Raw genomic sequence first — 26,128 nt, 5'->3', positions numbered from 1 at the left:
CCTTCAGATGATTTAATCTGCATGTCTGTGACAAAAATCTCACTTCCCGCCATTAAATTTGCGGTATAATAAAAGAAATCAAATAAAAACAAAAACAAACGGAAATGTGAGGCGATTGCAATGAAACAGGAATACATGCATCCGGGAGACCAACTCCTTCTGTTTATGGAGCGTATTTACAAATACGGAATGACGACTACGTCGGGCGGCAACCTGTCTATCAAGGACGATAAAGGGGATATCTGGATCACCCCCGCCGGTATAGATAAAGGCTCGCTTACCGCCAGGGATATGGTATGCGTCAAAGCGGACGGCACGATAGAGGGCGTGCACAGACCGTCCAGCGAGTTTCCGTTTCACAATCTGATCTACAAGTCGCGGCCGGATCTGAAAGCCATCATTCATGCCCATCCCCCGGCGCTCGTATCCTTTAGCATCGTTCGCCGAATTCCCGACACGCGCCTGCTTCCGAACGAACGTCGAATATGCGGTCCGATCGGCATGGCCGAATACGCCCTTCCCGGCAGCGAAGAGCTGGGGCGAAAAATCGCGGACGTATTCGTCAAGGGATACGATACCGTTATGTTGGAAAATCATGGCGTCGTCATAGGAGCGGACAATCAGTTTAAGGCGTTTCAAATGTTCGAGACTTTGGATTTTTGCGCACGGCTTGAAATCGAAGCCCGGCGGATCGGGGAACCGAAGCTGCTCACGGACGAAAATTACGAGATGGTGCGGAGCAAAGGCGATGTCGCATACGAAAGTTATAAGCCTCAGGGCAGAACAACGCTGGAAAACGGAGCCCGGAAAGAAATGAGCGATTTCATTCGACGTTCTTATGATCAACGGCTGTTTACCAGCACGCAGGGCACGTTCTCCCGTAGAACGGAGGGCAACGATTTTGTCATTACGCCTTATGGGCTGGATCGCAACTATATGGAGCCTTCCGATTTGATTACGATCAAGGATGGCAAAACGGAAGAAGGAAAGGTGCCCAGCAAATCCGTTCTGTTGCATAAGGCGATCTACGAAAGCCAGCCCCACGTCAACGCCGTATTGATCGCGCACCCGCCTCATATCATGGCGTTTGCCGTAACGGAGCTTGCTTTCGATTCCCGAACGATTCCGGAAAGCTATATTTTGTTGCGAGGCACGCCGAAGCTGCCGTTCGACGCCGTCTATCGCGATCCGGAGCAAACCGCCCGATTGTTAAATGTCAGTACGCCGCTGGCCATCGTCGAGAATAACTGCGTGATCGTAACGGGTAAAAGTCTGCTTGAGGCATTCGACCGGCTGGAGGTTGCCGAATACAGCGCGAAATCCGTGCTTGCGGCCCGCGCGTTAGGCGACATTGTTCACATCGACGATTCTTGTATCCGCGATCTGGAGGTCGCGTTCAACTTGCAGTAGCTCCTGCTAAAGGCCAAGCCTGTCGATAAGGTAGCATTTATCAACGGAAAGGGGAAAGAAATGATTAAAGCGATTATTTTTGACTTTGACGGAACGATCATCGATACGGAGACGGCATGGTATTATGCCTTTCGGGATGCTTACAAAGAACATGGCGTCGACCTTGACGTCGAGCAGTATTCGCAATGTCTCGGCACGAGCTTGCATCTGTTCAACCCGTACGAATACCTTGCGACAGAGCTGGGGCTGGCCATCGATGTAGCGGAGTTTCGGAATCGAATCCGTGCAGACCATACGGCCAGAATGAATATGGAGGAAGTGCGGGCGGGCATCCGGGAATATTTGAAGATGGCCAAGGAAGCGGGGCTGCGCATCGGTCTCGCATCCAGTTCCGATCGTGCCTGGATCGATAAATATTTGGCCAAGTTGGACATCCGCGAATATTTCGAGGTTATCCGGTCGGCAGATGACGTGAGTCGGGTGAAACCCGATCCGGAGCTGTATCTTAGCGCGATTGAAGCGCTTGGCGTACGGGCGGACGAAGCAGTCGCAATCGAGGATTCGCCTAACGGAGCGCGGGCGGCGGTCGCGGCGGGGATGCACTGCGTGATCGTGCCGAATACGCTGACCAAGCTGTTGTCTTTCGACCCGTCGGATCGCTGCTACCGGGCGGAGTCGCTGTCGGACTTCGACTTCAAGCGGCTTACGGAAGGCGTGTTCTCGAAAGAATGAATGGCAATAAGGCCAACGCTTATCGGGTGATGAAACATGTTATGCCCCAATAGTTGTGTAATGAATAATTACACAACTATTGTCATTTCCCCTTCCATCCTTTAAAGTTAAAATATATATGTCACGTAATATGACATTATAGATGGGGTAGTGTGATATCGGGATATATATAACACGGGTTGTTACTATATCTACGATGTGGGGAGTGTTCATCCATGAAGAGCCGACTCGTTCTGATTGGAAACGGCATGGCGGGCGTCCGATGCGTCGAAGAGATACTGGCTCTGGAGCCGGATCGGTTCGACATTACGATTATTGGCAGCGAGCCGCATACCAACTATAATCGAATCTTATTATCCAAGGTGCTCCAAGGAAACACCTCGATCGAAGACATTACGATGAATACCCAATCCTGGTACGAGGAGCGCGGCATCGTGCTGCATAAGGGAGAAGAAGCTGTCGCCATCGATACGGGCCGCCGGAGAGTGAGGACCTCCGCGGGCCGCGAAGTGGACTACGACAAGCTGATTCTCGCGACGGGGTCGGATCCGTTTATGCTGCCGCTGCCGGGCGCGGACAAACCGGGCGTGCTGGCTTTTCGGAATATTAAGGATTGCAATGCATTAATGGAAGCATCCCGCACGTTCAAGCGGGCTGTCGTCATCGGAGGCGGCCTGCTCGGTCTGGAGGCGGCGCGCGGCTTGCTGAATCTGGGCATGGATGTGTCGGTCGTCCATATTCACGGCTATATTATGGAGAGACAGCTCGACCGCACCGCGTCGGAGATGCTGCGCAAGGAGCTCGAAGGGCAAGGAATGCGCTTCCTGCTGGAGAAACAATCGGAGCGTATTTTGGGAAGGAAACGGGTAGAAGGTCTTCAATTCAGGGACGGCTCGCGGATCGAGACGGATCTTGTTGTCTTCGCCGTTGGCATTCGTCCCAACGTGAAGCTGGCGGCGGCGAGCGGCATCGAGACGAATCGGGCCGTCGTCGTCGACGACTACATGGAGACGAACGTTCCCGGCATCTATGCGGTCGGAGAATGCGCGGAGCATCGGGGTATCGCGTACGGACTTGTCGCTCCGCTGTACGAGCAAGGCAAGGTGCTCGCCAAGGCGATCTGCGGCAGGGAGACGGAGGGGTATGCGGGCTCTACGCTATATTCGCAGCTGAAGGTATCCGGAGTCGACGTATTTTCGGCGGGAGAGATCAGGGAATCGGCCGATACGGTATCGATCATGAAGTATGACGGACTTCGGCGCACCTATAGCAAAATAACGCTGGAAGGCAACCGCATTGCCGGAGCGGTTCTGTTCGGCGATACTTCGCAGGGCAACGGGCTGCTCCGTTACATTCAGCGCGGCGCGGATGTGTCCGTGCTGAATGTAACGGAGTCCGGCGGGGTCGCCTTCGGCGTTGAATACGCGGCGACGATGCCGGACGCCGAGACGGTCTGTTCCTGCAACGGCGTGACGAAAGGCGCGTTGATGTCCGCCGTCTGCGAGCAAGGGCTAAGGACGCTGCCGGAAGTGCGCGACTGCACGCGAGCGTCGAGCTCTTGCGGCGGGTGCAAACCTGTGGTGGAAGCCATTATCGCCTACGCGCTGGCGAACGGCGCGGAAAGGGGCGCGCGGAAACGGCCCGTATGCGGCTGCACCGACATGAGCCACGAGGAGCTCCGGGAAGCCATCCATGCGACTGCAGCAGATGCTGCCGGACCGGCTCATGCGGAGTCCGTCGGGACTGCGCTCGGAAGGCTGGGCTGGAGCACGGCCGAAGGGACTGCAGCAGATGCTGCCGGATCGGCTCGTGCGGAGTCCGTCGGGACTGCGCTCGGAAGGCTGGGCTGGAGCACGACCGAGGGGTGCGGCGTCTGCGTTCCCGCCGTCCGCTACTACTCGGCGCTCGCGGGTGCGGGAAGAGGGGCGGTCATCAAGCCGTACTGGCATTGCGCCGGGTCTCCCGGCGACGGTTCTGCGCGAATCGAAGCCAGCCCTGGACTGCACGCCGAACGTGCGGCGCTCAGGGATTCCGTTGCGATGAGCGAGGCATTGGAGAGCAGCCTCGCTGGCGTGGTTTTCCCAACGAATCTAGCAGTTGGCGTATCGGCAGGTCCGTTGCATCTCGCGGGAACGCTTGCCAAGGATCTCGGATTGGCCGGAGCCCCCGGCGGCTGGGAGCTCTATGCCGGAGGCAGCGATGGACGCCGTACCGCGGGTGCCGGAGGAGGGGCCGTTGTCAGGCAAGGCGAGCTGCTGCTCTCCCAGTTGAAGGATGAGGACGCGCTCGAGATCAGTCTGGCTTTGCTGCAATGGTACCGAATGTCGGCCAATTACGGGCAGCCTGTCGGCGAATGGCTAACCGGGCTCGGCCTTGTGGGCGTTCGGGAACGGCTGCTCCATCCATCCAGCCGGCAATTGCTGCTGGCGGAGCTTGGATTGGCTGTAACGGCCGGCTTCGCGCCGGAGTACGAGATGGCGGAGGTGTTCGCGGATGAATAACGTCATGGAGATAACGGAGGGCGGCGAATCGCCATTCGTAATGAAGACGCAATGCCCATTCTGCAGCGTGCAATGCAAAATGCAGGTCGTCGAGGAAAGAAAGGCGGCCGGCGAGGCCGCTTATACGATTACGGCATTGCCTAACGCGGCTTCAGAGGGCCGTCTCTGCGTAAAGGGAATGAATGCATACCAGCATGCGCTGACGGGGGATCGCTTGCTGTACCCCATGGCGAGGAAGAATGGCAAGATGATGCGGGTATCTTGGGCGGAAGCCTATTCCATCATCGAAGAGTGTTTCGCGGCGGCACGAAGTCAATACGGACGCGACAGCATCGGCGTGTACGGAGGCGGATCTCTGACCAACGAAACGGCATACCTGCTCGGCAAGTTCACGCGGGTGGCGCTTCAGTCGAAGCATATCGACTACAACGGGCGGTTCTGCATGTCCGCGGCGGCGTCGGCAGGCAACAAGACGTTCGGCATCGATCGTGGCCTGACGAATGCTCTCTCCGATATCGAGCATGCCCGCTGCATTATTCTGTCGGGCACCAACATCGCGGAATGCCAGCCTACTCTTATGCCTTACTTCACGAGGGCGAAGGAGAACGGCGCTTATCTCATCGTCATCGATCCCCGTGAGACGGCCACGGCCAAGCTAGCCGATCTGCATCTTAAGGTGAAGCCGGGGATGGACTCAGCCCTCACGAATGGTATGTTGAAGGCGGTCGTCGAGGCGGGGTTGGTCGACAAAGCTTTTGTCGAGCGGCGGACAAGAGGATTCTCCGACGTGCTTCGCCACCTTGAAAGCATGGATATGGCGGAGATCGCGGACATGACGGGCGTAAGCGAAGACGAGATTCGCGCGGCGGGAAAGGCTTTCGGCGAAGCGGTCACGGGCATGGTATTTACAGCGCGGGGAGTCGAGCAGCAGACGGACGGCTATATGTCGGTGCGCAATCTGCTTAACCTAGTACTCGCGACGGGCAAGATCGGCCGTAAAGGCTGCGGATATGGAGCGGTCACCGGCCAAGCCAACGGCCAGGGCGGGCGCGAGCATGGTCAGAAGGCCGACCAGTTGCCCGGATACCGGATGATCGACAACCCCGAGCACCGTGCTTACGTGGCTGGCGTGTGGGGCATCGAGCCGGATGAGCTTCCGGGCAAAGGCGTCTCCGCTTACGAGATGATGGAGAAGGTGCATGCCGGGGAGATCCGGACTCTGTTCCTCATGGGCTCCAACCCCGTCGTCTCCAATCCCAACGCCAACTTCGTCCAGGAGGCGATCGAGAAGCTGGATTTCCTGATCGTGGCGGACATGTTCGTCTCGGAAACGGGGCGAATGGCGGATTTGCTGCTGCCGGTTACGGCATATCTGGAGAACGAGGGCACGATGACGAATTTGGAGGGCCGGGTTCTGCTTCGGGAGGCGATGCGGCCCGCGCCGGGGGAGACGCGCCATGACTGGCAGGTGCTCTGCGACATTGCCCGCTTGCTGGGCAGGGATCGCTGGTTCCAGTACGACAAGGCCGAGGATATATTCGAGGAGCTGCGCCTCGCGAGCAAGGGCGGCATTGCCGACTATTACGGCATTACGTATGACCGTCTGAGACGCGAAGAAGGCGTATACTGGCCGTGTCCGTCCGAGGACCATCCCGGAGAGCGGCGGCTGTTCGAGGAAAGGTTCGCCCATGCAGACGGCAAAGCGGAGATGGTAGCGGTAGAGAACCATTTTCCCAAGGAGATGACGGATGGGAAATTCCCTTTGTATCTGACGACGGGCAGGGTGCTGACGCATTACTTGACCGGCGTGCAGACGCGCCGCAGTCCTTCGTTGGCTTCGCGTGACGTGGAATCCTTTGTCGAGCTGCACCCGGCAACGGCGCGCAAGCTGAGAATCGGCGACGGAGAGCTCGTCACGGTGACATCGCGCAGAGGCAGCATCTTCCTGCGCAGCCGGTACTCCTCCGCGATCCGCCAAGACACGGTGTTCGTCCCCATGCATTGGGGCGACACGCAAAGCGTGAACAAGCTGACGCACGAAGCGCTCGATCCCACCTGCCGGATGCCGGGCTTCAAGGTATGCGCGGTGCGCGTGGAGCCGATGTATTAGGTAAGGGGCGGGGCAGTCGAGTCACAATATATCCGGCTGAATGTTAATAAGGTTCAACAAAAACACTACCGATTTCATGGGAGTTCTACGACTCTTTTGAAGGGGGATAGTGTTTTTTTCGCAACCGCAAAGTAGTGTGCGTGTTCAAAAAATCATACAGGATACGCCACATTAGCCCCAAACCGTAGCAATGTAATCGAAAAATCATACAGGATACGCCGCAGTAGCCCCAAACCGTGGCAATGTGTTCGAAAAATCATACAGGATACGCCGCAGTAGCCCCAAACCGTGGCAATGTACTCGAAAAATCATACCCGTGCCCCTTGCCTCCCAATTTGGCGAACTAAAGCTAATTCAGCGAGAACCGCTGGCGGTATTGGCGCGGCGACAGCCCCTCGAACTTGGCGAAGCAAGTCGCGAAGTAGGCAGACTGATTGAAGCCGACCTCCTCGGCGATGCGCGAGACGGGCAGATCCGTCTGCAGCAGAAGCAGCTTGGCCTGCTGGATGCGGAAGCGCAGCAGGTAGTCGAACGGCGAGCAGCCGAATTCGCGTTTCATGCAGCGCGCGATGTAGACGGGGTGGAAGTTGATGCTCTCGCCGAGCGACTGCGCGGTTATGTCCTCCCGGTAATGATGCCGGAGGTAGGAGGCGGCTTTCTCGGCGCACGCGAGGGCGGGTGTCGGCGATCCGGCTTCGACCGAAGCAGACAGCAGGTCGATAACCTCCTGGAAGAGGAGCTGCTGCTTCCAGCGGACGCCGTGAATATGATCATTGATGCTCATCTGTGACAGCTGCTGCAGCTTATTTTCCAGCACGGTCAGCTTGACGGCTTTGGCGAATTGAGGAATACGCTTGACGAACAGGCGCGGCGCGAATTGTTCGGCGACGGGCACGGGCTCAGCGGAATCGCTCATTCTCGCAGAGGCGAGCATATCCTCCGCTACGGACCAGCCTCCAAGCGTGTGGAAATGCGCCCAATAATATTCCGTGTCCTCCTCGCAAGCTCGCGTCGGATAATGTTCCGCATCCGGGCGCAGGATCAGCACATGGCCGGCACTCACTTCGTAATGGCGATCTTCTTCGCCCAGATAGAGGCTTCCCTTGATTACGACGATTAGATCGAATACGCCGATGGCTCTGCGTGCGGGATGCTTTCGCCCTGGCGGCATGTCGGCATGTCCTCCTATTATGTAATGCGGCAACGGCGGAACCGTAAATTCGATAATACTCATAATGCGGAAATCCTCCTAACGTGGCAATTCTCCTATTGCGGTAAACCTCCTAAACAGCAGGTTGGAATATTGAAAGTTTCGGTTGAAATTATGAACCCTTTTTTTCAGTATACCAACTATAATGCAAGAAGACATCAAGCTACATGAGGGGCTGCTATGCAGCTCCCCGGCGGGAGGCTGTAACATGGATCATACTGCCAAAAAACTAACATTATGGGCGCTCGCCTGGCCTATTTTCATCGAGCTGTTCCTGCAGTTTCTGCTTGGAGCGGCAGATACGCTGATGGTCAGCCGCATCTCGGACGATGCGGTTGCCGTAGTGGGGTTTTCGAATCAATTATTTTCGGCGGTCATGACGTTGTTCGTGACGGTAGCAAGCGGAGCCGGCATTCTGATCGCTCAGAAGCTGGGGGCAAGGAAAGGCGAGGATGCAAGGAAAATCGGCATCATGTCGCTGACCGTCAGCGGCGGGCTGGGACTGTTGCTCAGCGTCGTGCTTTATTTGTATCCGAAGGAGATATCGGCCTGGCTCCAGCTGCCAGGCGAGCTGCTTCCTTTGGCGGAAACGTATGTGTCGATCGTCGGCGGAGGCATGGTGCTGGTCGCGCTGATGTCGTCGCTCAGCACGGCTATCCGCAACACCGGCAATACGAAAGGACCTATGTATATCGCCATCGGAATGAACGTCGTTCACGTTGCGCTGAATTACGCGTTTATTTTCGGAGTGTGGGGCTTCCCGAAGCTGGGTCTGCTTGGCGTGGCGCTCTCCACCGTTATCTGCCGTCTGCTGGCCGTATTGGTGCTGCTCTATATGTTCCTGCATACATTCGAACGCCGCATCGCGCTCCGTGACTTCAAGCTGTTCGATCGCGGATTGTTCGGCGAAATCATGCGCATCGGCTGGCCGCTGGGCGTCAATATGTCGTGCTGGGTGTTCTCCCAGATGGCGATATTCTCCTATATTGCCATGATCGGCGCGGCGGAACTGGCGGCGCGGACGTATATGAACACGCTGGAATCGTTCTGCTTTATGCTGGGATATTCCATCGCATTGGCACTGCAAATCCAGATCGCCCATCTGTTCGGGGCAGGCCGTATGCAAGAGGCATACAGAACGGCGTATCGGGGGCTGGCGATCGGTCTGGGACTTGTCTTCGTAAACGCCCTAGTCATCTATGCGATCGGCAAGCCGGTACTTGGCTTGTTCACGCAAGATAGCACCATCGTCGCGTTCGGCGTTTCGCTTCTGGGTCTTAACATCCTTCTGCAGCCGGGCAAAATGGTCAACATGGCGCTTCAGAACTCGTTGAACGCCGTTGGCGATACAAAGTACACGATGTGGATCTCGCTAAGCTCGTTATCCGTCATTGCCACCGGGGTTTCCTATTGGTTCGGCATCGGGCTGGGCTGGGGGCTGACGGGCATCTACGTTGCGATGATTATGGATGAATATCTCCGAGGAGCGCTGTCGTTTATGCGCTGGCGGGGGCGGAAGAAGCTGCGGGAAGCCGGCGGCGACATGGCTGTCGAGGTAAAGCCTATCCGGGGCGTTCGTCAAAAAGGCGCCCTTGACGTATAATGCAGGGAGAGCCCACTTCTCTTATGCAAGCACGGAAAGGAATGAACGCGTTATGTCCGGAAAACTATTAATAAATGAACAAATAAAAAGCTCTGAGGTATTGCTGACGGGGTTAAACGGGGAGTCTCTCGGCGTGCTGTCCCGCCAGGAGGCGCTCGCGCTCGCCAAGGAGGCCAAGGCGGATCTCGTCTGCACGTCGCTGATGAGCAGTCCCCCGCCCTGCAAGCTGGTTAGCCGCGGCTCGGCTAAGGCGCAGCGGGATCAAGAGAACAAGGAGAGCCGCTTGAAGGAAGGCTCCGGCAAGGTCAAAGAGCTTCGTTTGACGCCGGACATCGAGGATCATGATTACGATACGAAGCTGAGGCAGGCGGCCAAGCTGCTGGATTCCGGCAACCGGGTGCTGCTCGTCGTCAAGATCTCCGGCAAGGAGGGGCCAAAGGCGAAGGCGCTGCTAGAACGTTTGGTAGCCGACTTGTCGGGGAGCGGGAAGAAAGCGACGGGCATTCAGCTCAGCGGCAAGCAAGCTGCGGTGGAGATGCTGCCGGCATAACTACCGGGGGACGAAGTTTGCTGCATAGCGGCCGCGAACTGGGGATTGCCCGCAAGCCGATTTCTTGTTACACTGACCGCAAGCAAGGCGCAACCAGAATCAGGACCGTCATGGAATGAGCAAACCAATCGCTGGTGTCATCATTCGCGCAGACGGTCCTTTTGCTTTTGGGACGTAAAGACAGGAGGGCGAGAGGATGGGGAGGACGCAGCATACCGGACGAATCAAGCTGCCTATGCGGCCGGACACCAAGCTGTGGGTCAGCAAGCGGCCATTTGGGCTGGGATTAACGAAGCCGCATCATATCCGTGATACGATGAAGGCGGCGTGGGATAATCGGGACAATCTTGCATACGCTTACAGAATATTGACTCAGGGCGTCTGCGACGGCTGCGCGCTTGGCGTCTCCGGTTTGTACGACCAGACGCTGGAAGGACCGCATCTATGCACGACGCGCTTGAACGTGCTGCGTTTAAATACGATGCGTGCCATATCGGAGAGGTTGCTGCATGCCGACATCGAGGAGCTGCGCAAGCTCAGCAGCGCCGAATTGCGCCGGCTGGGACGGCTGCCTTATCCCGTCGTTCGCGAGCGGGGAGAGACGAGGTTCCGCCGACTCTCGTGGGACGAAGCGCTCACTCGCATAGCGGATAAGGCACGCTCCGTGGACCCGAAGTCGATCGCTTTCTATTTGACGGGCCGCGGCATTACGAACGAGACGTATTACGCGGCGGCGAAAGCAACCAGGTGGATCGGCACGAACAATATCGACAACGCTTCGCGCATCTGCCATTCGCCTTCGAAAACCGCACTGAAGCGCTCTATCGGAGTCGGCGCTTCGACATGCAGCTACAAGGACTGGATCGGCTCAGATGTGCTTGTCTTCTGGGGAAGCGTGGCTGCGAACAATCAACCCGTCTCGACCAAATATATGTACGCAGCGAAACGCCGGGGGACGCGGATTATCGTCATCAACCCCTATAGAGAACCCGCGATGGATGGCTACTGGATCCCGTCCATTCCGGAATCGGCGATGTTCGGGACGAAGCTCGCCGACGATTTCTATCAGGTGAACATCGGCGGGGATATTGCGTTTATGCACGGCGTTATAAAGACGTGGTTCCGGATGGAGGAGGAGCGCCCCGGCTCCGCGGTTGATCATGCATTCGTGGAGCGTCACGCTCATGGTTACGAGGAGCTCAGGGCTCATGTGCAGCAGCAGCCGTGGGAACTGCTGGAGTCCTCCTCCGGGCTGTCGCGAGAGCGGATTCGCGAGTTTGCCGCGCTGTTGGCGGAAGCCCGCACCGGCGTATTCGTATGGAGCATGGGGCTGACGCAGCATCGATTCGGGACGGACAATATTTCGCAGGTGGCGAATCTTGCGCTGTTGCGGGGATTTCTGGGGAGGGAGCATTGCGGTCTTATGCCCATTCGCGGACACAGCGGGGTGCAGGGCTCCGGCGAGATGGGCGCGGATCCGTTTAGCCTGCCGGGAGGCGAATTCTCGCCGGAGGACGCCGAGCGGCTGGAGCGGCTATGGGGCTTTAAGCTCCCGGACTGGCAAGGCGACATCGTCGGCGTCTCGCTGGAGAACGCATTGCTGCCGGAAGGGCATGAGCGCAAGCTCAAGCTGTTCTACACGTCGGGCGGCAACTTCCTGGAGACCATGCCGGATCCCGCCTCCGTGAAGGCCAGTCTGGAGGCGGTGGAGCTGCGCGTCCACCAGGATATCGTACTTAACAGCTCGGCGCTGCTGGATGCCGCGGAGGAGGTCATCCTCCTGCCCGCCATGACCAGATACGAGCAGCCGGGAGGAGGCACGTCGACGTCGACCGAGAGGATGGTCTATTATTCGCCGGAGATCCAAGGGCCTCGGATCGCTGAGGCTCGCGCCGAGTGGGATATTTTCGGCGAGCTGGCGGCGCGGGTTCGTCCGGAAGGGGCGGAGGCGTCTGCCGTCCGGTTCCGGGACGCGGCCGCGATTCGGGCGGAGATCGCGCTGGCGGCGCCATACTATCGCGGCATCGAACGCCTCGGCAAGCGCGGGGACGTGTTTCAATGGGGAGGAGCATGGCTGTGCGAGGACGGCGAATGTCCGACGCCGGACGGCAAGGCGAAGCTGATACCTGTCGAGCTGCCTGAGCTGCGCAAGGCGGAAGGGCGATTCTACGCGACGACAAGGCGCGGCAAGCAGTTCAACTCCATGATTTATGGAGAGAAGGACAGCTTTAACGGCGCGGACAGGTACGATGTGCTGATCCATCCCGAAGATGCCGGAGCGCTTTCCATTCGGGCAGGGGAAGCTATCGTCGTTTACAACCGGGGCGGCGTGTTCCATGGCCGGGCCAAGCTTGCGCCGGTCGCTCCCGGCAATATCGAGCTGTTCTGGCCGGAAGGCAATGTGTTGTTCGCCGCCGGTCAATACGAGCCGTTTGCAGGTATTCCGGAATACAATGCGTCGGTTGCGGTGGAGCGGGCGGATACCTTCCATGCGCTCAAGGATGCCAAGTACGTGGAGAAGCGGGTAGAGGAGCTGGAGACGGACGTACCGGAATAAGCGAAGTAGCGGAGGTGACGGGAATGGATGACGGCGGACGCGGCAACGTGACGAAGTGGCAGACGCTCCATGTCGGCGAAGACGGCATCCCTCGCGAGCTGGAGGATGAGATCGCAAGCGAATACGCGTTGACGGTCGTGCTGAACGGCGATGAATTCGGCACGTTGGTTTGTTCCCCTACGCATCAGGAGGAGCTGGTGTACGGTTTCCTCGCTTCCGAAGGCGCGATTCGAAGCGCCTCGCAGGTAAAGAAGCTGACGATCGATGGAGATCGCGGCTATGCGTACGTCGTGCTGGACGGAGAACCGTCGATCGGCCGGGAGCGTTCGTCCAAGCGATTTATCGGCTCCTGCTGCGGGAAGGGGCGGCAGTTTTATTACCACGGGGATATGTTGACGGCCAGGACGATTATGACGCGGATGACGGTGACGGATGAGCAGGTATGGTTGCTGATGGCCGCGTTGCAGGAGAGTTCGGCGGACTTCATCAGCACGGGTGGCGTCCATAATGCGGCGTTATGCACGCCGGACGAGCTGCTTGCGGTGCGTACGGACATCGGAAGGCACAACGCGCTCGACAAGCTGTACGGCTACAGCATGCTCCATGGCGCGAGGATGGGAGATAAGCTTATCGCGTTCAGCGGCAGGCTGTCGTCGGAGGTCGTGCTCAAGGCGGCCAAGATGGGCTGCGGCTTGCTGCTCAGCAAGTCCGCCCCGACCGATCTCGCGCTCAGGCTTGCGGACGAGTTAGGCATCACTTGCATCGGATTCATCCGGGGACGGAGATTTAGCGTATATACGCACCGGGAACGTTTGATTATAAGTCATGGATTACCTTGACACACGACAAGCGTTAGGTGAAAATGCTAAAGAGGTTATTGAAAACCTTTATCAAGACCATTGCAATTTAAGGAGTAACCCGGCTAGAGGCGTCAGCCATGGACGGAGGATTCAATACAGAAGAACAGGAGAATACCATGCTGCGTCGTTTTTTTTCGTATTACAAGCCTTACAAAAAGTTGTTTTTCCTTGATTTCAGCTGCGCGGTTCTGCTGGCTATATTGGAGTTAGCCTTCCCTCTGGCCGTTGGCCACGTCGTCAGGGAACTGCTCCCGGATGAGAACTGGGGGTTGATCGTATCGGCGAGCGCGGTGCTGTTGCTTATTTATGTCATCAACACGTTCCTCAGCTATATCGTCACCTACTGGGGACACATGCTCGGCATCAATATCGAGACGGATATGCGCCGCGCGCTGTTCGATCATGTGCAGAAACTGTCATTCCGCTTCTTCGACAACACGAAGACGGGCCATCTCATCTCGCGTCTTACGAACGACTTGTTCGAGATTGGCGAGGTGGCGCATCACGGTCCCGAGGATATGTTCATCGCGGCGATGACGCTGGTCGGCGCATTCGGCATCATGCTGTACATCCACCCGATGCTGGCGATCATGACGTTCATTATCGTGCCGATCATTATCTGGCTCGTGCTTTATTTCAACGGTCGCATGACGAAAGCGGCGAATCGCCTCTTCAGCGACATGGCGGACTTCAACGCGCGCGTCGAGGATACGGTTGGCGGCATTCGCGTCGTTCAAGCGTTCGCGAACGAGAAACATGAAGGAAAGCTGTTCAAAGGCAACAACCTGCGATTCCGCGAGGCGAAGCTCATTTCGTACAAAATCATCGGCATGAACGCTTCCGTGTCCTACATGCTGATGCGTATCGTATCGCTGTTCGTGCTGATCGCGGGCGCTTATTATGTCATTACGGATGGCATGTCCTACGCCGACTTCCTCACGTTCATTTTGTTGACGAACATTTTCTTTAAGCCCATCGAAAAAATTAACGCCGTTATCGAGAGCTACCCGAAGGGCATCGCAGGCTTCAAACGTTACGCTCAGCTGATGGATACCGAACCGGACGTGGCGGATCGACCCGATGCCAAAGAAGTGGACCGTCTTCGCGGCGATATTCGTTACGAGAATGTGGATTTCGGTTACGAAGGCGAAGCCAAGGTGCTTGACGGCATTAATCTTTCCATTACCGCCGGGGAGACCATTGCATTCGTAGGACCGTCAGGAGCGGGCAAAACAACGTTATGCAGCTTGCTGCCGCGATTCTATGAAATTTCCGGCGGCCGCATTACCGTCGACGGACACGATATACGCGATCTGAAGCTGGAGTCGCTGCGCAAGAGCATCGGCATCGTGCAGCAGGACGTCTTCCTGTTCGCGGGCACGATTCGCGAGAACATCGCTTACGGCAAGCTGGGCGCAAGCGACGAGGCGATTATGGAAGCGGCGCGCCGGGCGAAGCTGGAGGCGTTCATCGGTTCGTTGCCGGACGGTCTGGATACGGTCGTCGGCGAACGCGGCGTCAAGCTGTCCGGCGGACAGAAGCAGCGTTTGGCTATCGCGCGGATGTTCCTCAAGAACCCGCCGATCCTGATCCTCGACGAAGCGACTTCCGCGCTCGACACCGAGACGGAGCAAGCGATCCAGCAGTCGCTGTCGGAATTGTCCGTTGGCCGCACGACTTTGGTCATCGCGCACAGGCTGGCGACGATCAAAAACGCCGACCGGATCATCGTCGTCACGGAAGATGGCATCAGCGAGCAAGGACGTCATGATGAGCTGGTTGCAGCAGGCGGCATCTACAGCCGGCTGCACGAAGCGCAATTCGGTCCTGCCCGCACAACCTAGCCTTATATCGCTTTGATAAACGCAAGCTGTAATCCAAAAACCTCATGCCTTTTGGCATGAGGTTTTTTTCTACATCGCTTTTTCCTTTTCGCGATTTATATATTTTCCATGTCCTGAAAAGAGGGAGAAATCAACGGTTAGCGCGGTTTAAGGGTGGACGGTGCGAAAAAAGACAAACATTGAAAATGCCGCATTTACATTTTTAAAACGCTTTCATACCATTGGTTTTGCAATACAAAATTTGAGACGGGGGAGATACGCGGATGAGTAGTCGACGGACAAAAAATGGGCTGTACAAATTTATGTCGATTGGACTTTGCATGACATTGCTGTTTTCTTTGGCCGGTCATTTGGCATCGCCAAACGCAAGAGCAAGCGCAGCATCTTTAACGTTGGAATTAACCAATCCGGGCTTTGAAGACGGGAAACAGGGATGGACGCAGGTTTCGGGGGCATCTGCCGCGGTAACGATCGATACGACGGCAGCCTATGTAAAGGAAGGAACTAAAAGTCTGAAAATAACGGATAACAACTCAAGCGGTTATATGCTGGTCAGCGAAAAGGCCGCCGCCGCAGCCGGTAAAGAGTATACGGCGCAGGCTCAATTTTATCAGACCGGGAGAGCGGCTGGATACGCCAAGTTGAGCCTTGTATTTTATGATGAAGCTGATGTTGAAATTCCAGTAACGCCTATTATTGAGACTTCGGCATCTGCCTCCAATAATGTTTGGCAGGCTCTGACAGTGAGTGCAGCAGCCCCGGTCGGGACCGCGGCGGTTAACGTTAAAATCGGCACAACTGGCGCATATGTCAGCGCAGGTGCTTGGTATGATGCGATAAGTTTGGAGGAAGAAGCGGAGGAAGAACCGGGAGGAGGAGGCAATGAAGAGACGGATCTTGCCAATGCCACCAGTGACAGAGACGCGCTGCAAATCGAATTTGCACAGGGAGAAACGGCGGATACAGTGAAGAGCAATGTCGTCCTCCCGGTATCGGGCGCTGCGGGATCCGCTATAACGTGGATTTCCAGCCATCCGGATAGGATATCTCCAGGCGGCCATGTGTCAAGACCTTCGTCGTTGGCCGGTGACCATCCAGCCACATTGACTGCCTCTATTCAAGCGGGGAGTGTCACGCTAACCAAATCCTTTGATTTGACCGTTATGAGCTATCCGGGAACGATAACCAACGCCGGTTTTGAAACGGGCGATTTAACGGGCTGGACTCGTATCGCAGGCGCAGCTGCCGATGTTGCGCTTGATACGATACAAAAGTCCAACGGCAATTACAGCTTGAGGCTGCAAGATACCAGTTCTACGGCAGCGCTGGGAATGGAAAGCGATCAGATCGAGGCAGGCGAAGGGCTGCATTATACGGCCTCATCCGAGTTGTTTATTGAAAGTAGCTCTGCAGCTATTTATATGAGATTTTATGACGGGAACGGGATTCGGCTCCATCAAGCCTCCGCTTCGTCCAGCGTCCGCAACAAGTGGCAAACGCTGCAAGTTGCCGACACTGCACCGGCCGGCACAAAATATGTATCCGTGTTGCTATATATCGGGGCAAGCAATGTAGGCACAAGCTATTTTGACGATGTTAAGCTGACAAGCTACAGAGACACTGAAATTCTGGAGTTGGACAGACAAGCATTGGAGATACAATTTACAGAAGGAGATTCGGAGCAATCTGTAACCGGAAACCTGGTTTTGCCGACACAAGGCCAATATTCCAACATCGTCTGGCAATCCAGCCATGAGGAATATATCGCATCTGATGGCACGGTCGCAAGACCGACACTCGGCACAGGGGATGTGGGCGTAACATTGACCGCTGCTTTAACGGCGGGGGGCCAGACGGTTGCACGCAGCTTCCATTTAACGGTCAAAGCATCGGGAACAACGATGACTCATGTACAAATACCGATCGTCAATGCAGACTTTGAGCAAGGATTAACGGGCTGGAATATGAAGGTGGGGGCGCAGTCGGCCGTAGATACGGTGACAACCAGAGCCTACTCCGGTCAATACAGTTTGTTTGTAGATGACCACAGTGCGGCGCAAACGTATACCATTGAAGGGGGAAAGGAACTGGCGGCGCCAGGCATTACGTATACGGCATCCGCACAAATCTATCAGCTGGAAAGAAAAAGCAGCTCCGCTTATTTCTATCTTTATTTTTACGATAAAGGCCATAATTTAATAGAAACCAAATCGGTAGGCGGACCTTACAACAATAGCTCGGCCAACAACTGGACACCGCTGACGATTGTTGCGGTTGCTCCGGCGGAGACGCGTTATGTTAGCACAGGCGTAGGGACGACCTCTACCTACATCGGAAAAGTATGGCTGGATGATATAAAGCTTGACGCCGCTCTGCCTGCTGACAATACAGCTATGTCCGACAGTGACGCTGTTGCCGCAGATGCGGCGGCGCTGTCTATTGGCTTTATTGGCGGAGATACGGAAACAAATGTCACTGGTCATGTGGGCTTGTCTGTTATTGGCGGGCACCAAACGATTATACGATGGAGTTCGAACCGGGAAAATGTGATTTCCAGAAACGGGGCTGTGAACCGGTCCAGTGAAGCTGTGGAGGTTGTATTGACTGCGCTGGTGACGCGGGGGATGTATTCGCAAACGGTCCATTTCCCATTGACGGTTGCAGCGGCAGTTGTTGGATCGGCAACGGTTGGAGCGGACTTGTTGAATCCCGGTTTTGGCGACGGGATGTCCGAATGGGCGCAGCTTGCCGGAAATCCTAATTCCGTTGCGATTACGAGTCAAGGATATGCGGGCAATGGGCTTGAAATCAATAACGAAGGAGGCGCAGCAGTTGTGGTACAAAGCTCGGCTGTTCGAGCCGAGCAAAAGATGGAGTACACAGCAAGCGCCAAAGTTCATATTCAAACAGGCAGCGCGCGTCTGGAGCTAAGATTTTATGATTCGGCCGGCAATTTTGTGATGAGCGAAGGTGCTTTGGTTGAAGCAGGCCCAGGCTCATGGCAGGATTTATGGGTGAGAACGACTGCGCCGGCAGGTACGCATCATCTGAGAGTCATCCTATGGGCGGATTCGTCTGAAGCAGCACGATTTATTGTCGATGAGGTAAAGGTGTCGGGCAATGATTTTAAGCAAGATAATCGCGGGTTTGAAAATGGAGCTTCCGGATGGCTGATTAGCACCGGGGATGGGCAAGCAACGATTGATCACACTGTCGTTTTTAGCGGTGAATCGTCCTTGAAGGTACATGCGCAGTCGGGCGCCGTACCTGTTATTGAAGGAGAGAAAATGTTTGCGGTTCCGGGAGAGAGGTTTTCTGCATTTTCCAAAGTGTACCTGGAGGCGGGGACCGCTAATATTTCTCTTCGGTTTTATGACAAGCAGCAAAATTTGCTTCATACCGAGCAAGCAAGCGTGGATACACCGCAACAAGGATGGACCAATCTCGGCGTTAAATACGAAGTTCCGGAAGGAGCAAGCTATGCCGCATTGATGCTGTCCGTTGAAAGCAACAGTACGGTCTGGTTCGATGAGACGTATATATCCAAGGAGTATACGTACTTGGGCGTGCCAATCCGCCTGCAGTTGATTCAAAGCTCGGCTTACGGCAAGACGGTGGATGGAAAGGATATTGCTTATTCGGTAATGGCGGATGCTTCTCTGGAAAATACCCATTTTGTGGGCGTTGATCTGGAAAGCGGCGAGACGATCTTGAAAATTCCGATGAGAACGACGCAAGGTTCCTTTGCTGTAATAGCGGGTTCTGACGGCAATATATACGTGGGGGCCTACACCGAAGGAAGAATATACAAATATGTGCCTGGTGCGGCACAATTGATTGATCTGGGAATTGCCGTTCCGGGTCAAAGCTCGCCGTTCAGCATGGCTGATGGCGGGAATGGCGTCATCTATGGCGGCACTTATAATAGCGCTTATGTGTTCAAATATACACCGGGCGAAGGATTTACGACAGTGAGTCCGCATGGGGCCGGCCAACGATTTGATAACGAAGAAGAGTACGTGCGCGGGCTGGCGGTCGATCTGGAAAATGATGCATTGTATGCGGGCATAGGCAGTCATGCCAAGCTGGTGCGTTATGATTTGGCGACAGGGCAGACGCAGTCATTGCTGGAACAATATTTGACTGACAAAACATTTGTGTACCACTTGAAGTATACAGGGGGCAAATTGTTCGCAACTACTACACCGAGCGCCAGCATTATGGTGTTGGATATCGCCAAACATCAAGATGGTACGGTATCGGTTGAGGTAGACGACATCTTGCAGGACAGCTATGTTGTATCCAATGAAGCGAACGGGAAAATTTATTTTATAAGTGCCGACCAAAAGCTTCATTATTACGACATTGCTTCCAAAACACAAGGATTAGTGTTGGATCCGGGGGGTGCCCCTGTCATGACCGGAGTAACGCCGATGACCTTGTCCGTTGTGCAAATGGGAAACCAGGAAGATTATCCGGGCTACTCGCTGGTTGGCATGGGTTCCGTTTACCGAGGCAAGACGGGCACATTTGTTTATAATTTGCAGACAGGACAGCTGAGAAGCGGACCAGCCGAATTGCCTTCGTCCAGCGAAGGTGCAAGAAGCATTCTGCTTGGTTCGGACGGCGGCATTTATACGGGCAACCATTTGGGCGGAGGCACAGGAGTTTATTATCCGCTGAGCGGCCAGCCGTTTATGCGTGAAGGTTTGGCGCAGATCGAGAACGGCGTGGCGCTTGGAGGCAAAACCTACTTCGGCACTTATACGCATGCCAATCTGATGGAATATGATCCTTCCTTGCCATGGGATATTCATCTGGGAGGCAATAATCCGAGAAGAGTGTTTGAGTTAAATAGCCAGTATCAACAGGACAGACCGTTTGGAATGGCGGCCGGAGACGGACTTGTTTTTGTCGGCACGGTTCCGGATTATGGGATGCTAGGCGGAGTGATTGCGATCTATAACCCGGCGACAGGCGCGCCTCCTGTAGTGAAACGCAATATTGTTCAGAATCAAAGTGTAGTGGCGCTGGAATATGCCGATGGCATCCTGTATGGCGGAACTTCGGTATGGGGCGGTCTTGGCATAGATCCTACGGAGACTTCGGCGAAGTTTTTTGCCTACGATGTCGCTGCCGGCGAGAAGCTGTTCGAGATGGAAGTAGCTGCAGAAAAGCGAGTCATTACTTCTCTTATAACCGATGGAAGCGGAAAAATATGGGGAATGGACGAAGGCCATATTTTTATCTATGACCCAAGCAGCGGCAATATCATTTACAATCAAAACCTGTTCCCGGAAATTAATTATGCAGCCAAAACATCAGCCGTTGTATATGGCGGTCAATTGATGCTTGGCGATGACGGCTATATTTATGGAAATACGACGGGGAAATTTTTCCGCATTAATCCGGAAACCATGGAAGTGGAGATCCTTCGTACAGGCGGCTCCATTTTTATAGAGAAGGACTCTATCGGGAACATCTACTTCTCCGATTTCACCGGAATTGTAAGGTACACCTATCCCGACAGCAATGATGTGCTGGACAGCGGACTCGTTACTGCGAAGCTGGAAGCGGATAAGGGGAGCGATTTGATCGGCTACTCTGGCAGCGATCACGCCGGGCATATAACTTCCGATCTTGTATTGGCGGCAACGGGGGTGAACGGGGCGCTTGTCGGCTGGCAATCGAGTCATCCTGAGTATATTGGCAATAATGGCGTCGTTGTGCGTCCTGCTTCCAATGTGGGCGACGTCACAGTGGAACTCGTAGCCATACTTCAATTGGAAGGCATAGAGAGAAAGCAGCGGTTCCAGCTTACAGTAGCCGCAGTTTCTGAAGCAGGCGGGGGAAGCGGAGATGGAGATACGCCTCCAGCCGGCACTCTGTTCCCGGTAAACCCGGAGGAGAAGCCGACGGCGGGAAATTCTGTTATTGAAGTCAATATAACGGACACTTATACCGATATGAAAGTATCCGATTTGCGGAATACGCTGCAAGGGCAGGAAGGAGAACAGCGTGTTGTTGTTTCGAATCTGAACGTTTCTTTCGAATTGACTCTGTCGCAGTTGCAACGGCAGGACTGGCTTGAGCAACTAGGGCAAGTGCCGAATGGGGCGAATGTGCGATTTATGGTAGAGCCATTATCGGATCAGGCTGCTGCGGCTTTGCGCTTGGCGCTGCAACAAGCAGGAGCTGTACAGATTGCTCCCGCAGTCAGCTTCAGCATACAATCGGTGGATGAGAACGGAACGGTCAAACACTTGGCAATAGATAATCGCAGTGTAAACGGAATTTTTCTGTTGGACAGTGATGTTGCTAATGAACGTACAACAGGTGTATTTTTCAATGGAGATACGAAGCATCCGGGTTTCGCTCCGACTTCATTCGCAATCAGAAACGGTCAAAAACTGGCATTGATCAAGCATACCGGGACGGGCATTATCTATACCGTTGCAACAAGCAACAGAAGCTTCAATGATATATCAGGGCATTGGGCCGAGGAAGATATTCTCTTGCTGGCTAACAAATTACTCGTCAATGGTATTGGCAGTGACAGGTTTGCTCCGGATCAACAGGTGACGCGCGCTGAATTCGCGGCTTTGATTGCGCGTGCGCTCAGTTTGCCGGAGACTGCTGCGCCGGACCGTTTCAGCGATGTACAGTCAGACAGCTGGTATTCGTCAGCAGTAGGCGCGGCAACCGGTACTGGTCTTATCCAGGGTTATACAGATGGAGCATTCCGTCCTGATGCCGTCATTACCCGTGCGGAAATTGTGATGATGCTTGTCAGAGCCATGACTTATATCGGCATGGATACGACGACTAGCGAACAACAGCAAGCCGAGCGCCTTGCTCCTTTCGTCGATTCCGGGCAGCTGGATTGGGCTGCTTCGTCCATGGCTATTGCTGTCAAGAATGGACTTGTCCAGGGCAAGTCCGGCAGCCAGCTGGATCCAAAGGGCAAGCTGACAAGAGCAGAGATGGTTGTTATGATCAAGCGTTTGTTAAGCAAAGCAGATTTTATCGCATTCTCATAATTTCCACTGTTATATTATTTCCACTCGCCCTGAGGCCTTGATTTACAAGGGTTTTGGGGCGAGAAGAGGGCTGGAAGGCCGGGATTGTGACCTTCACGATTTCCTCATATTTACGAAATTAAAGCGTTTTCCTAATATAAAAAGTGTCGGACGACAGCTTCACAATATGAAAGGGAGGAAACAAAAGATGAGCAAGAAAGGATTAGTCTTGGCAGTCGCAATCGCGATGCTTATGACATTGTTGGCAGCATGCGCAGGCAAGGGAGAGGAGCAGGGGGCTTCCAACTCTGCAAACCCGAGTCCAAGTGCCGACACAAGCGCTCCACCAGCTTCTGAAGCGGCAGCTCCCGATTATGGAGATACGGGCGGATTAACGCTTCCGCTTGTCGATAAGCCAACAACGATTACATGGATGGTTGTCAGCGAAAATCCGGTAGCGGATAAATTTATTGTCAAGGAGATCGAGAAACGTACAGGCATTCATGTGGATTTTCAATCTTATTCGAAAGCAACGTTCCAGGAGAAGCTGCGGGTGACGCTTGGATCGGGTAAGCTGCCCGATATTTTCCATGGGCTTCCGCTTGCCGAGGTCAAGAAGCTGGGCAAACAGAAAGCGGTTGCGGCTATTACCGACTATGCGGATCAGCTCCCGAATTTCACCAAGCTGTATCTGGAGGAGAATAGCTGGGTTAAGCAATCCTACGGCGATGAACAAAGCACCATGTACACTTGGCCGATCTATAATATGAATCGCGATGTCAACCATGGCTTCTTGTATCGCAAGGATATTTTCGACCAACATCATATTCCGTTATGGACGAACACGGAGGAGTTCTATCAAGCTTTGAAAGCTTTGAAGGAACATTACCCGCAAAGCTATCCGCTTGCGTCCAAAACAACTGCAAATTTATTTAAGGATTACGCGTACGGATGGGGAATCGGGGGCGAAAGTTATCCGATGTATTACGATGAAGCTGCTGCAGAATGGAAATTTGCCCCCATACAGCCTGCCAATAAGGAAATGATCGATTTCCTTAAGAAGCTGTTGAATGAAGGTTTGCTGGATCCGGAATTTTTGACGGACACCTCCGATTCCTGGACCTCCAAGATGACGACGGATAAAGCATTTGTTACCTTTGACTGGATTGGCCGTCTTGATTTGTTTTATAACCAGATCAGCAGCAAAAACCCGTCCTATGATTTACGATATGGCAATCCGGTTGGTCCGACAGGCAATATTCGCACATTAAGCCCGATTAACAATGAATTGAATATAGCAGTTGCCAACAATGCCAATACGGAAATTGCTTTGAAATTGCTTGACTATATGTCCAGTCCTTCGGGCGGCACCTTGATGTCCATGGGCGTGGAGGGAGAAGTATTTACACTGGAACACGACAAGGCTGTCTACCCTGAGTTGACGGACGTACCTCTGGTCGATATTAATGTGTTGGCCAATGAATATGGATTATGGCTGGAAGGGGCGACACTGCGGCCTGACCGCAGAAGCGTATATTACAACTTCACCGAGAAAGAACAGGAGGCGCAAGATACGATGCTTGCTGCCCAATCGTTCGAACCGCTCGATCCGGTGCTTAATTTCACGGATGCAGAAACGGCGGAAATCGTGGAGCTGCAGACGATGCTGCAAAAAGCGGCGGAGGAGTTTAACGCCAACTATGTTCTCGATCCGGCGTATGGCGACGCGGATTGGGAGGAGTGGAAGGAATACGCCGAGAAGTTGGGCGCATCCAAGCTTGCAGCCGTTTATAATGAAGCACAGAAACGTTATGGAGCGGCAAGTAAATAAACGCATTGTGAGCATCAAGTCAGGGCGCTCGGTTATTTATTCATCGGGCGCTTACTTTGTAGATGTAGGAGGACGCTGCCATGGCTTATGTGCGCAAGGCATTTAAACACGCTTCCCGCGACAAGCAGCTACTGATGATTTTTTTGCCTTGCTTGTTGTTTTATATTATTTTTCGTTATGGTCCGTTGTATGGTTTGATTATCGCCTTTAAAGATTACAACGTATTCCAGGGCATACTCGGCAGCGAGTGGGTGGGGTTCAAGCATTTTATTAAATTTTTTGACAGCCGGGAATTTCTGCAGTTGTTCCGCAATACGTTCCTGCTGGGTTTTCTGTCGCTGGTGTTCAGCTTTCCGTTTCCGATTTTGCTGGCGATATTGCTTAATGAAGTGCGCTCGGTTAAATTCAAAAAATCGATTCAAACGGCAAGTTATTTGCCTACCTTTCTATCCGTTGTCATTATTAGCAGCATGATGATCGATTTTTTGTCGCCAACGCAAGGTTTGATAAACAAAGGATTGATGCTGTTTGGATTTGAAAGCAAATATTTTCTGATCGATTCCGGCTGGTTCCGGCCCATCTATGTCCTGTCCGAAATATGGACCAACACGGGTTATGAAGCCATCTTGTATTTGGCAGCCATTGCCGGCATTAATCCGACTATATATGAAGCGGCAAGAGTGGATGGAGCGGGCAGGTTTCGCATGATGTGGAATGTTACGATTCCGGGCATATTGCCCACCGTGCTCATTATGTTTATATTAAAAACAGGTTCGATGATTCGGGTAGGCTATGAAAAAGTGTTGTTGCTGTACAATCCTATGACTTATAATGTCGCGGATGTATTTTCCACCTTTGTATACCGGAAAGGTTTGCTCGAATCCAATTATAGCTACGGTGCGGCGGTTGGCATGTTCGAAGCGGTAATCGCCATGGTTATGCTGCTGTTTGCCCATCTGATCAGCAAGAGATTGGGAGGCAGAGGCCTATGGTAGGACAACGCCGGATTAGCGTTTTTACGATATTTAATACGTTGCTGCTGCTATGCGTCGGGATTGTAACGGTGTACCCGATTGTATATATCGCCTCCATCTCGATAAGCGATACGGCCAGCGTTATTCGGGGAGATATTTTCTTATGGCCGGAGGGCATTAATTTCGACGCTTACCAGAAGGTATTGATGGATAATAAAATACCGCGAGCTTACTTGAACACGGTGTTCTACACGACGCTGGGCACCTTTATCAATTTGCTTATGACGTCGATTGCTGCGTATCCGCTTTCAAGATCCGATTTTTTTGGCCGGAAATTTTTTATGATCGCGATTGTCCTGACCATGTTTCTGCAGCCGGGCATTATTCCCAACTTTCTGATTGTAGAGCGATTGGGGCTGATTGATTCGGTTTGGGCGATTGTGCTGCCTAATGCGATCTGGACCTTTGAATTGCTCATTCTGAAAACATTTTATGAGAATATGTCCAATCAGCTTCGTGAAGCCGCTTTAATCGACGGCGCGTCGGAATTGCGGATTCTGTTCCATATTATGCTGCCTTTGTCCAAGCCGGCGATTGCATCGATTGGTCTGTTTTATTTTATCGGGCATTGGAACAGCTTTTTCTTGCCGATGATTTATTTGAACGATCAGACGTTGTACCCGCTGCAGGTTGTGTTAAGGGATATGCTGATTTTTAGAGATGGAAACGATTCAAATCTGGTGGACGCCTCGGCGCTGGCGCCGCAAGCGATGAAGAACGCCACTATTGTATTGTCGATGATTCCGGTGCTGATTATTTATCCGTTTGCACAGAAGTATTTTGCCAAAGGCGTTATGCTTGGTTCGGAGAAAGGGTAGTCTATATCGCTTGCACAAGAGGGATACATGCATAATGAGAGGAAGCTGA

Annotated in this window: 14 protein-coding genes; 13 read left to right on the top strand and 1 reads right to left on the bottom strand. The window is 53.9% G+C overall.

All coding sequences use genetic code 11. The features are described from left to right. Window positions 1-120 precede the first annotated feature (120 nt). The 4 genes from KJW29_RS22455 (at window position 121) to nasC (ending at window position 6,753) form a co-directional block, all read left to right on the top strand. Window positions 121-1,410 carry a class II aldolase/adducin family protein gene (locus KJW29_RS22455; protein WP_214626275.1) on the top strand — a complete coding sequence of 430 codons (1,290 nt, stop codon included), beginning with the start codon at window positions 121-123 and terminating at the stop codon, window positions 1,408-1,410. 60 nt (window positions 1,411-1,470) lie between these two features. Continuing rightward, window positions 1,471-2,142: an HAD family hydrolase gene (locus KJW29_RS22450; RefSeq protein ID WP_214626274.1), complete on the top strand. Its 672-nt coding sequence runs from the start codon at window positions 1,471-1,473 to the stop codon at window positions 2,140-2,142. A 215-nt stretch (window positions 2,143-2,357) separates the two neighbouring features. Further along, complete coding sequence (gene nirB, locus KJW29_RS22445) at window positions 2,358-4,643, top strand: nitrite reductase large subunit NirB (protein WP_214626273.1); 2,286 nt, start codon at window positions 2,358-2,360, stop codon at window positions 4,641-4,643. Then, the gene (gene nasC, locus KJW29_RS22440; protein WP_246608335.1) at window positions 4,636-6,753 is read left to right on the top strand and encodes an assimilatory nitrate reductase catalytic subunit NasC; all 2,118 of its coding nucleotides are present in this window, start codon (window positions 4,636-4,638) and stop codon (window positions 6,751-6,753) included. The genes nirB and nasC overlap by 8 nt, the downstream gene beginning before the upstream one ends. 349 nt (window positions 6,754-7,102) lie before the next feature. Here nasC and KJW29_RS22435 read toward each other — a convergent pair whose 3' ends face one another. Next, the gene (locus tag KJW29_RS22435) at window positions 7,103-7,987 is read right to left on the bottom strand and encodes an AraC family transcriptional regulator (RefSeq protein ID WP_214626272.1); all 885 of its coding nucleotides are present in this window, start codon (window positions 7,985-7,987) and stop codon (window positions 7,103-7,105) included. A gap of 184 nt (window positions 7,988-8,171) precedes the next feature. On the opposite strand from KJW29_RS22435, the gene KJW29_RS22430 reads away from it, so the two are divergent. The 9 genes from KJW29_RS22430 (at window position 8,172) to KJW29_RS22390 (ending at window position 26,079) form a co-directional block, all read left to right on the top strand. Continuing rightward, on the top strand, window positions 8,172-9,566 hold the full coding sequence (locus KJW29_RS22430; protein WP_214626271.1) for an MATE family efflux transporter: 1,395 nt from the start codon (window positions 8,172-8,174) through the stop codon (window positions 9,564-9,566). 52 nt (window positions 9,567-9,618) lie between these two features. Next, on the top strand, window positions 9,619-10,116 hold the full coding sequence (gene infC / locus KJW29_RS22425) for a translation initiation factor IF-3 (protein ID WP_214626270.1): 498 nt from the start codon (window positions 9,619-9,621) through the stop codon (window positions 10,114-10,116). A 196-nt stretch (window positions 10,117-10,312) separates the two neighbouring features. After that, the gene (locus tag KJW29_RS22420) at window positions 10,313-12,673 is read left to right on the top strand and encodes an FdhF/YdeP family oxidoreductase (protein WP_214626269.1); all 2,361 of its coding nucleotides are present in this window, start codon (window positions 10,313-10,315) and stop codon (window positions 12,671-12,673) included. Window positions 12,674-12,696: 23 nt separating this feature from the next. After that, entirely contained in the window at window positions 12,697-13,512 is an 816-nt protein-coding gene (fdhD, locus tag KJW29_RS22415; RefSeq protein WP_214626268.1) for a formate dehydrogenase accessory sulfurtransferase FdhD, read from the top strand. A gap of 137 nt (window positions 13,513-13,649) precedes the next feature. Beyond that, window positions 13,650-15,377: an ABC transporter ATP-binding protein gene (locus KJW29_RS22410; RefSeq protein ID WP_214631267.1), complete on the top strand. Its 1,728-nt coding sequence runs from the start codon at window positions 13,650-13,652 to the stop codon at window positions 15,375-15,377. Window positions 15,378-15,640: 263 nt separating this feature from the next. Continuing rightward, complete coding sequence (locus KJW29_RS22405) at window positions 15,641-22,417, top strand: immunoglobulin-like domain-containing protein (RefSeq protein ID WP_214626267.1); 6,777 nt, start codon at window positions 15,641-15,643, stop codon at window positions 22,415-22,417. A gap of 187 nt (window positions 22,418-22,604) precedes the next feature. After that, window positions 22,605-24,227 carry an extracellular solute-binding protein gene (locus KJW29_RS22400; RefSeq protein ID WP_214626266.1) on the top strand — a complete coding sequence of 541 codons (1,623 nt, stop codon included), beginning with the start codon at window positions 22,605-22,607 and terminating at the stop codon, window positions 24,225-24,227. 80 nt (window positions 24,228-24,307) lie between these two features. Then, complete coding sequence (locus KJW29_RS22395; RefSeq protein WP_214626265.1) at window positions 24,308-25,222, top strand: ABC transporter permease; 915 nt, start codon at window positions 24,308-24,310, stop codon at window positions 25,220-25,222. Continuing rightward, window positions 25,216-26,079, top strand: coding sequence for a carbohydrate ABC transporter permease (locus tag KJW29_RS22390; RefSeq protein ID WP_214626264.1), 864 nt, complete (start codon window positions 25,216-25,218; stop codon window positions 26,077-26,079). Before KJW29_RS22395 ends, KJW29_RS22390 begins: the two co-directional genes overlap by 7 nt. The last annotated feature ends 49 nt before the right edge of the window (window positions 26,080-26,128 follow it).

This window comes from Paenibacillus agaridevorans (genome assembly GCF_018604145.1).
In the GTDB taxonomy this organism is placed as follows: domain Bacteria; phylum Bacillota; class Bacilli; order Paenibacillales; family Paenibacillaceae; genus Pristimantibacillus; species Pristimantibacillus agaridevorans.
Note: the sequence above shows the minus strand (reverse complement) of the source record. Positions and strands in the feature narration are given on the sequence as shown.

Bases quoted from the DNA above. Each gene is read 5' to 3' on its own strand.
- KJW29_RS22455 (WP_214626275.1), top strand. From the start codon at position 121: ATGAAACAGGAATACATGCATCCGGGAGACCAACTCCTTCTGTTTATG.
- KJW29_RS22450 (WP_214626274.1), top strand. From the start codon at position 1,471: ATGATTAAAGCGATTATTTTTGACTTTGACGGAACGATCATCGATACG.
- nirB (WP_214626273.1), top strand. From the start codon at position 2,358: ATGAAGAGCCGACTCGTTCTGATTGGAAACGGCATGGCGGGCGTCCGA.
- nasC (WP_246608335.1), top strand. From the start codon at position 4,636: ATGAATAACGTCATGGAGATAACGGAGGGCGGCGAATCGCCATTCGTA.
- KJW29_RS22435 (WP_214626272.1), bottom strand. From the start codon at position 7,987: ATGAGTATTATCGAATTTACGGTTCCGCCGTTGCCGCATTACATAATA.
- KJW29_RS22430 (WP_214626271.1), top strand. From the start codon at position 8,172: ATGGATCATACTGCCAAAAAACTAACATTATGGGCGCTCGCCTGGCCT.
- infC (WP_214626270.1), top strand. From the start codon at position 9,619: ATGTCCGGAAAACTATTAATAAATGAACAAATAAAAAGCTCTGAGGTA.
- KJW29_RS22420 (WP_214626269.1), top strand. From the start codon at position 10,313: ATGGGGAGGACGCAGCATACCGGACGAATCAAGCTGCCTATGCGGCCG.
- fdhD (WP_214626268.1), top strand. From the start codon at position 12,697: ATGGATGACGGCGGACGCGGCAACGTGACGAAGTGGCAGACGCTCCAT.
- KJW29_RS22410 (WP_214631267.1), top strand. From the start codon at position 13,650: ATGCTGCGTCGTTTTTTTTCGTATTACAAGCCTTACAAAAAGTTGTTT.
- KJW29_RS22405 (WP_214626267.1), top strand. From the start codon at position 15,641: ATGAGTAGTCGACGGACAAAAAATGGGCTGTACAAATTTATGTCGATT.
- KJW29_RS22400 (WP_214626266.1), top strand. From the start codon at position 22,605: ATGAGCAAGAAAGGATTAGTCTTGGCAGTCGCAATCGCGATGCTTATG.
- KJW29_RS22395 (WP_214626265.1), top strand. From the start codon at position 24,308: ATGGCTTATGTGCGCAAGGCATTTAAACACGCTTCCCGCGACAAGCAG.
- KJW29_RS22390 (WP_214626264.1), top strand. From the start codon at position 25,216: ATGGTAGGACAACGCCGGATTAGCGTTTTTACGATATTTAATACGTTG.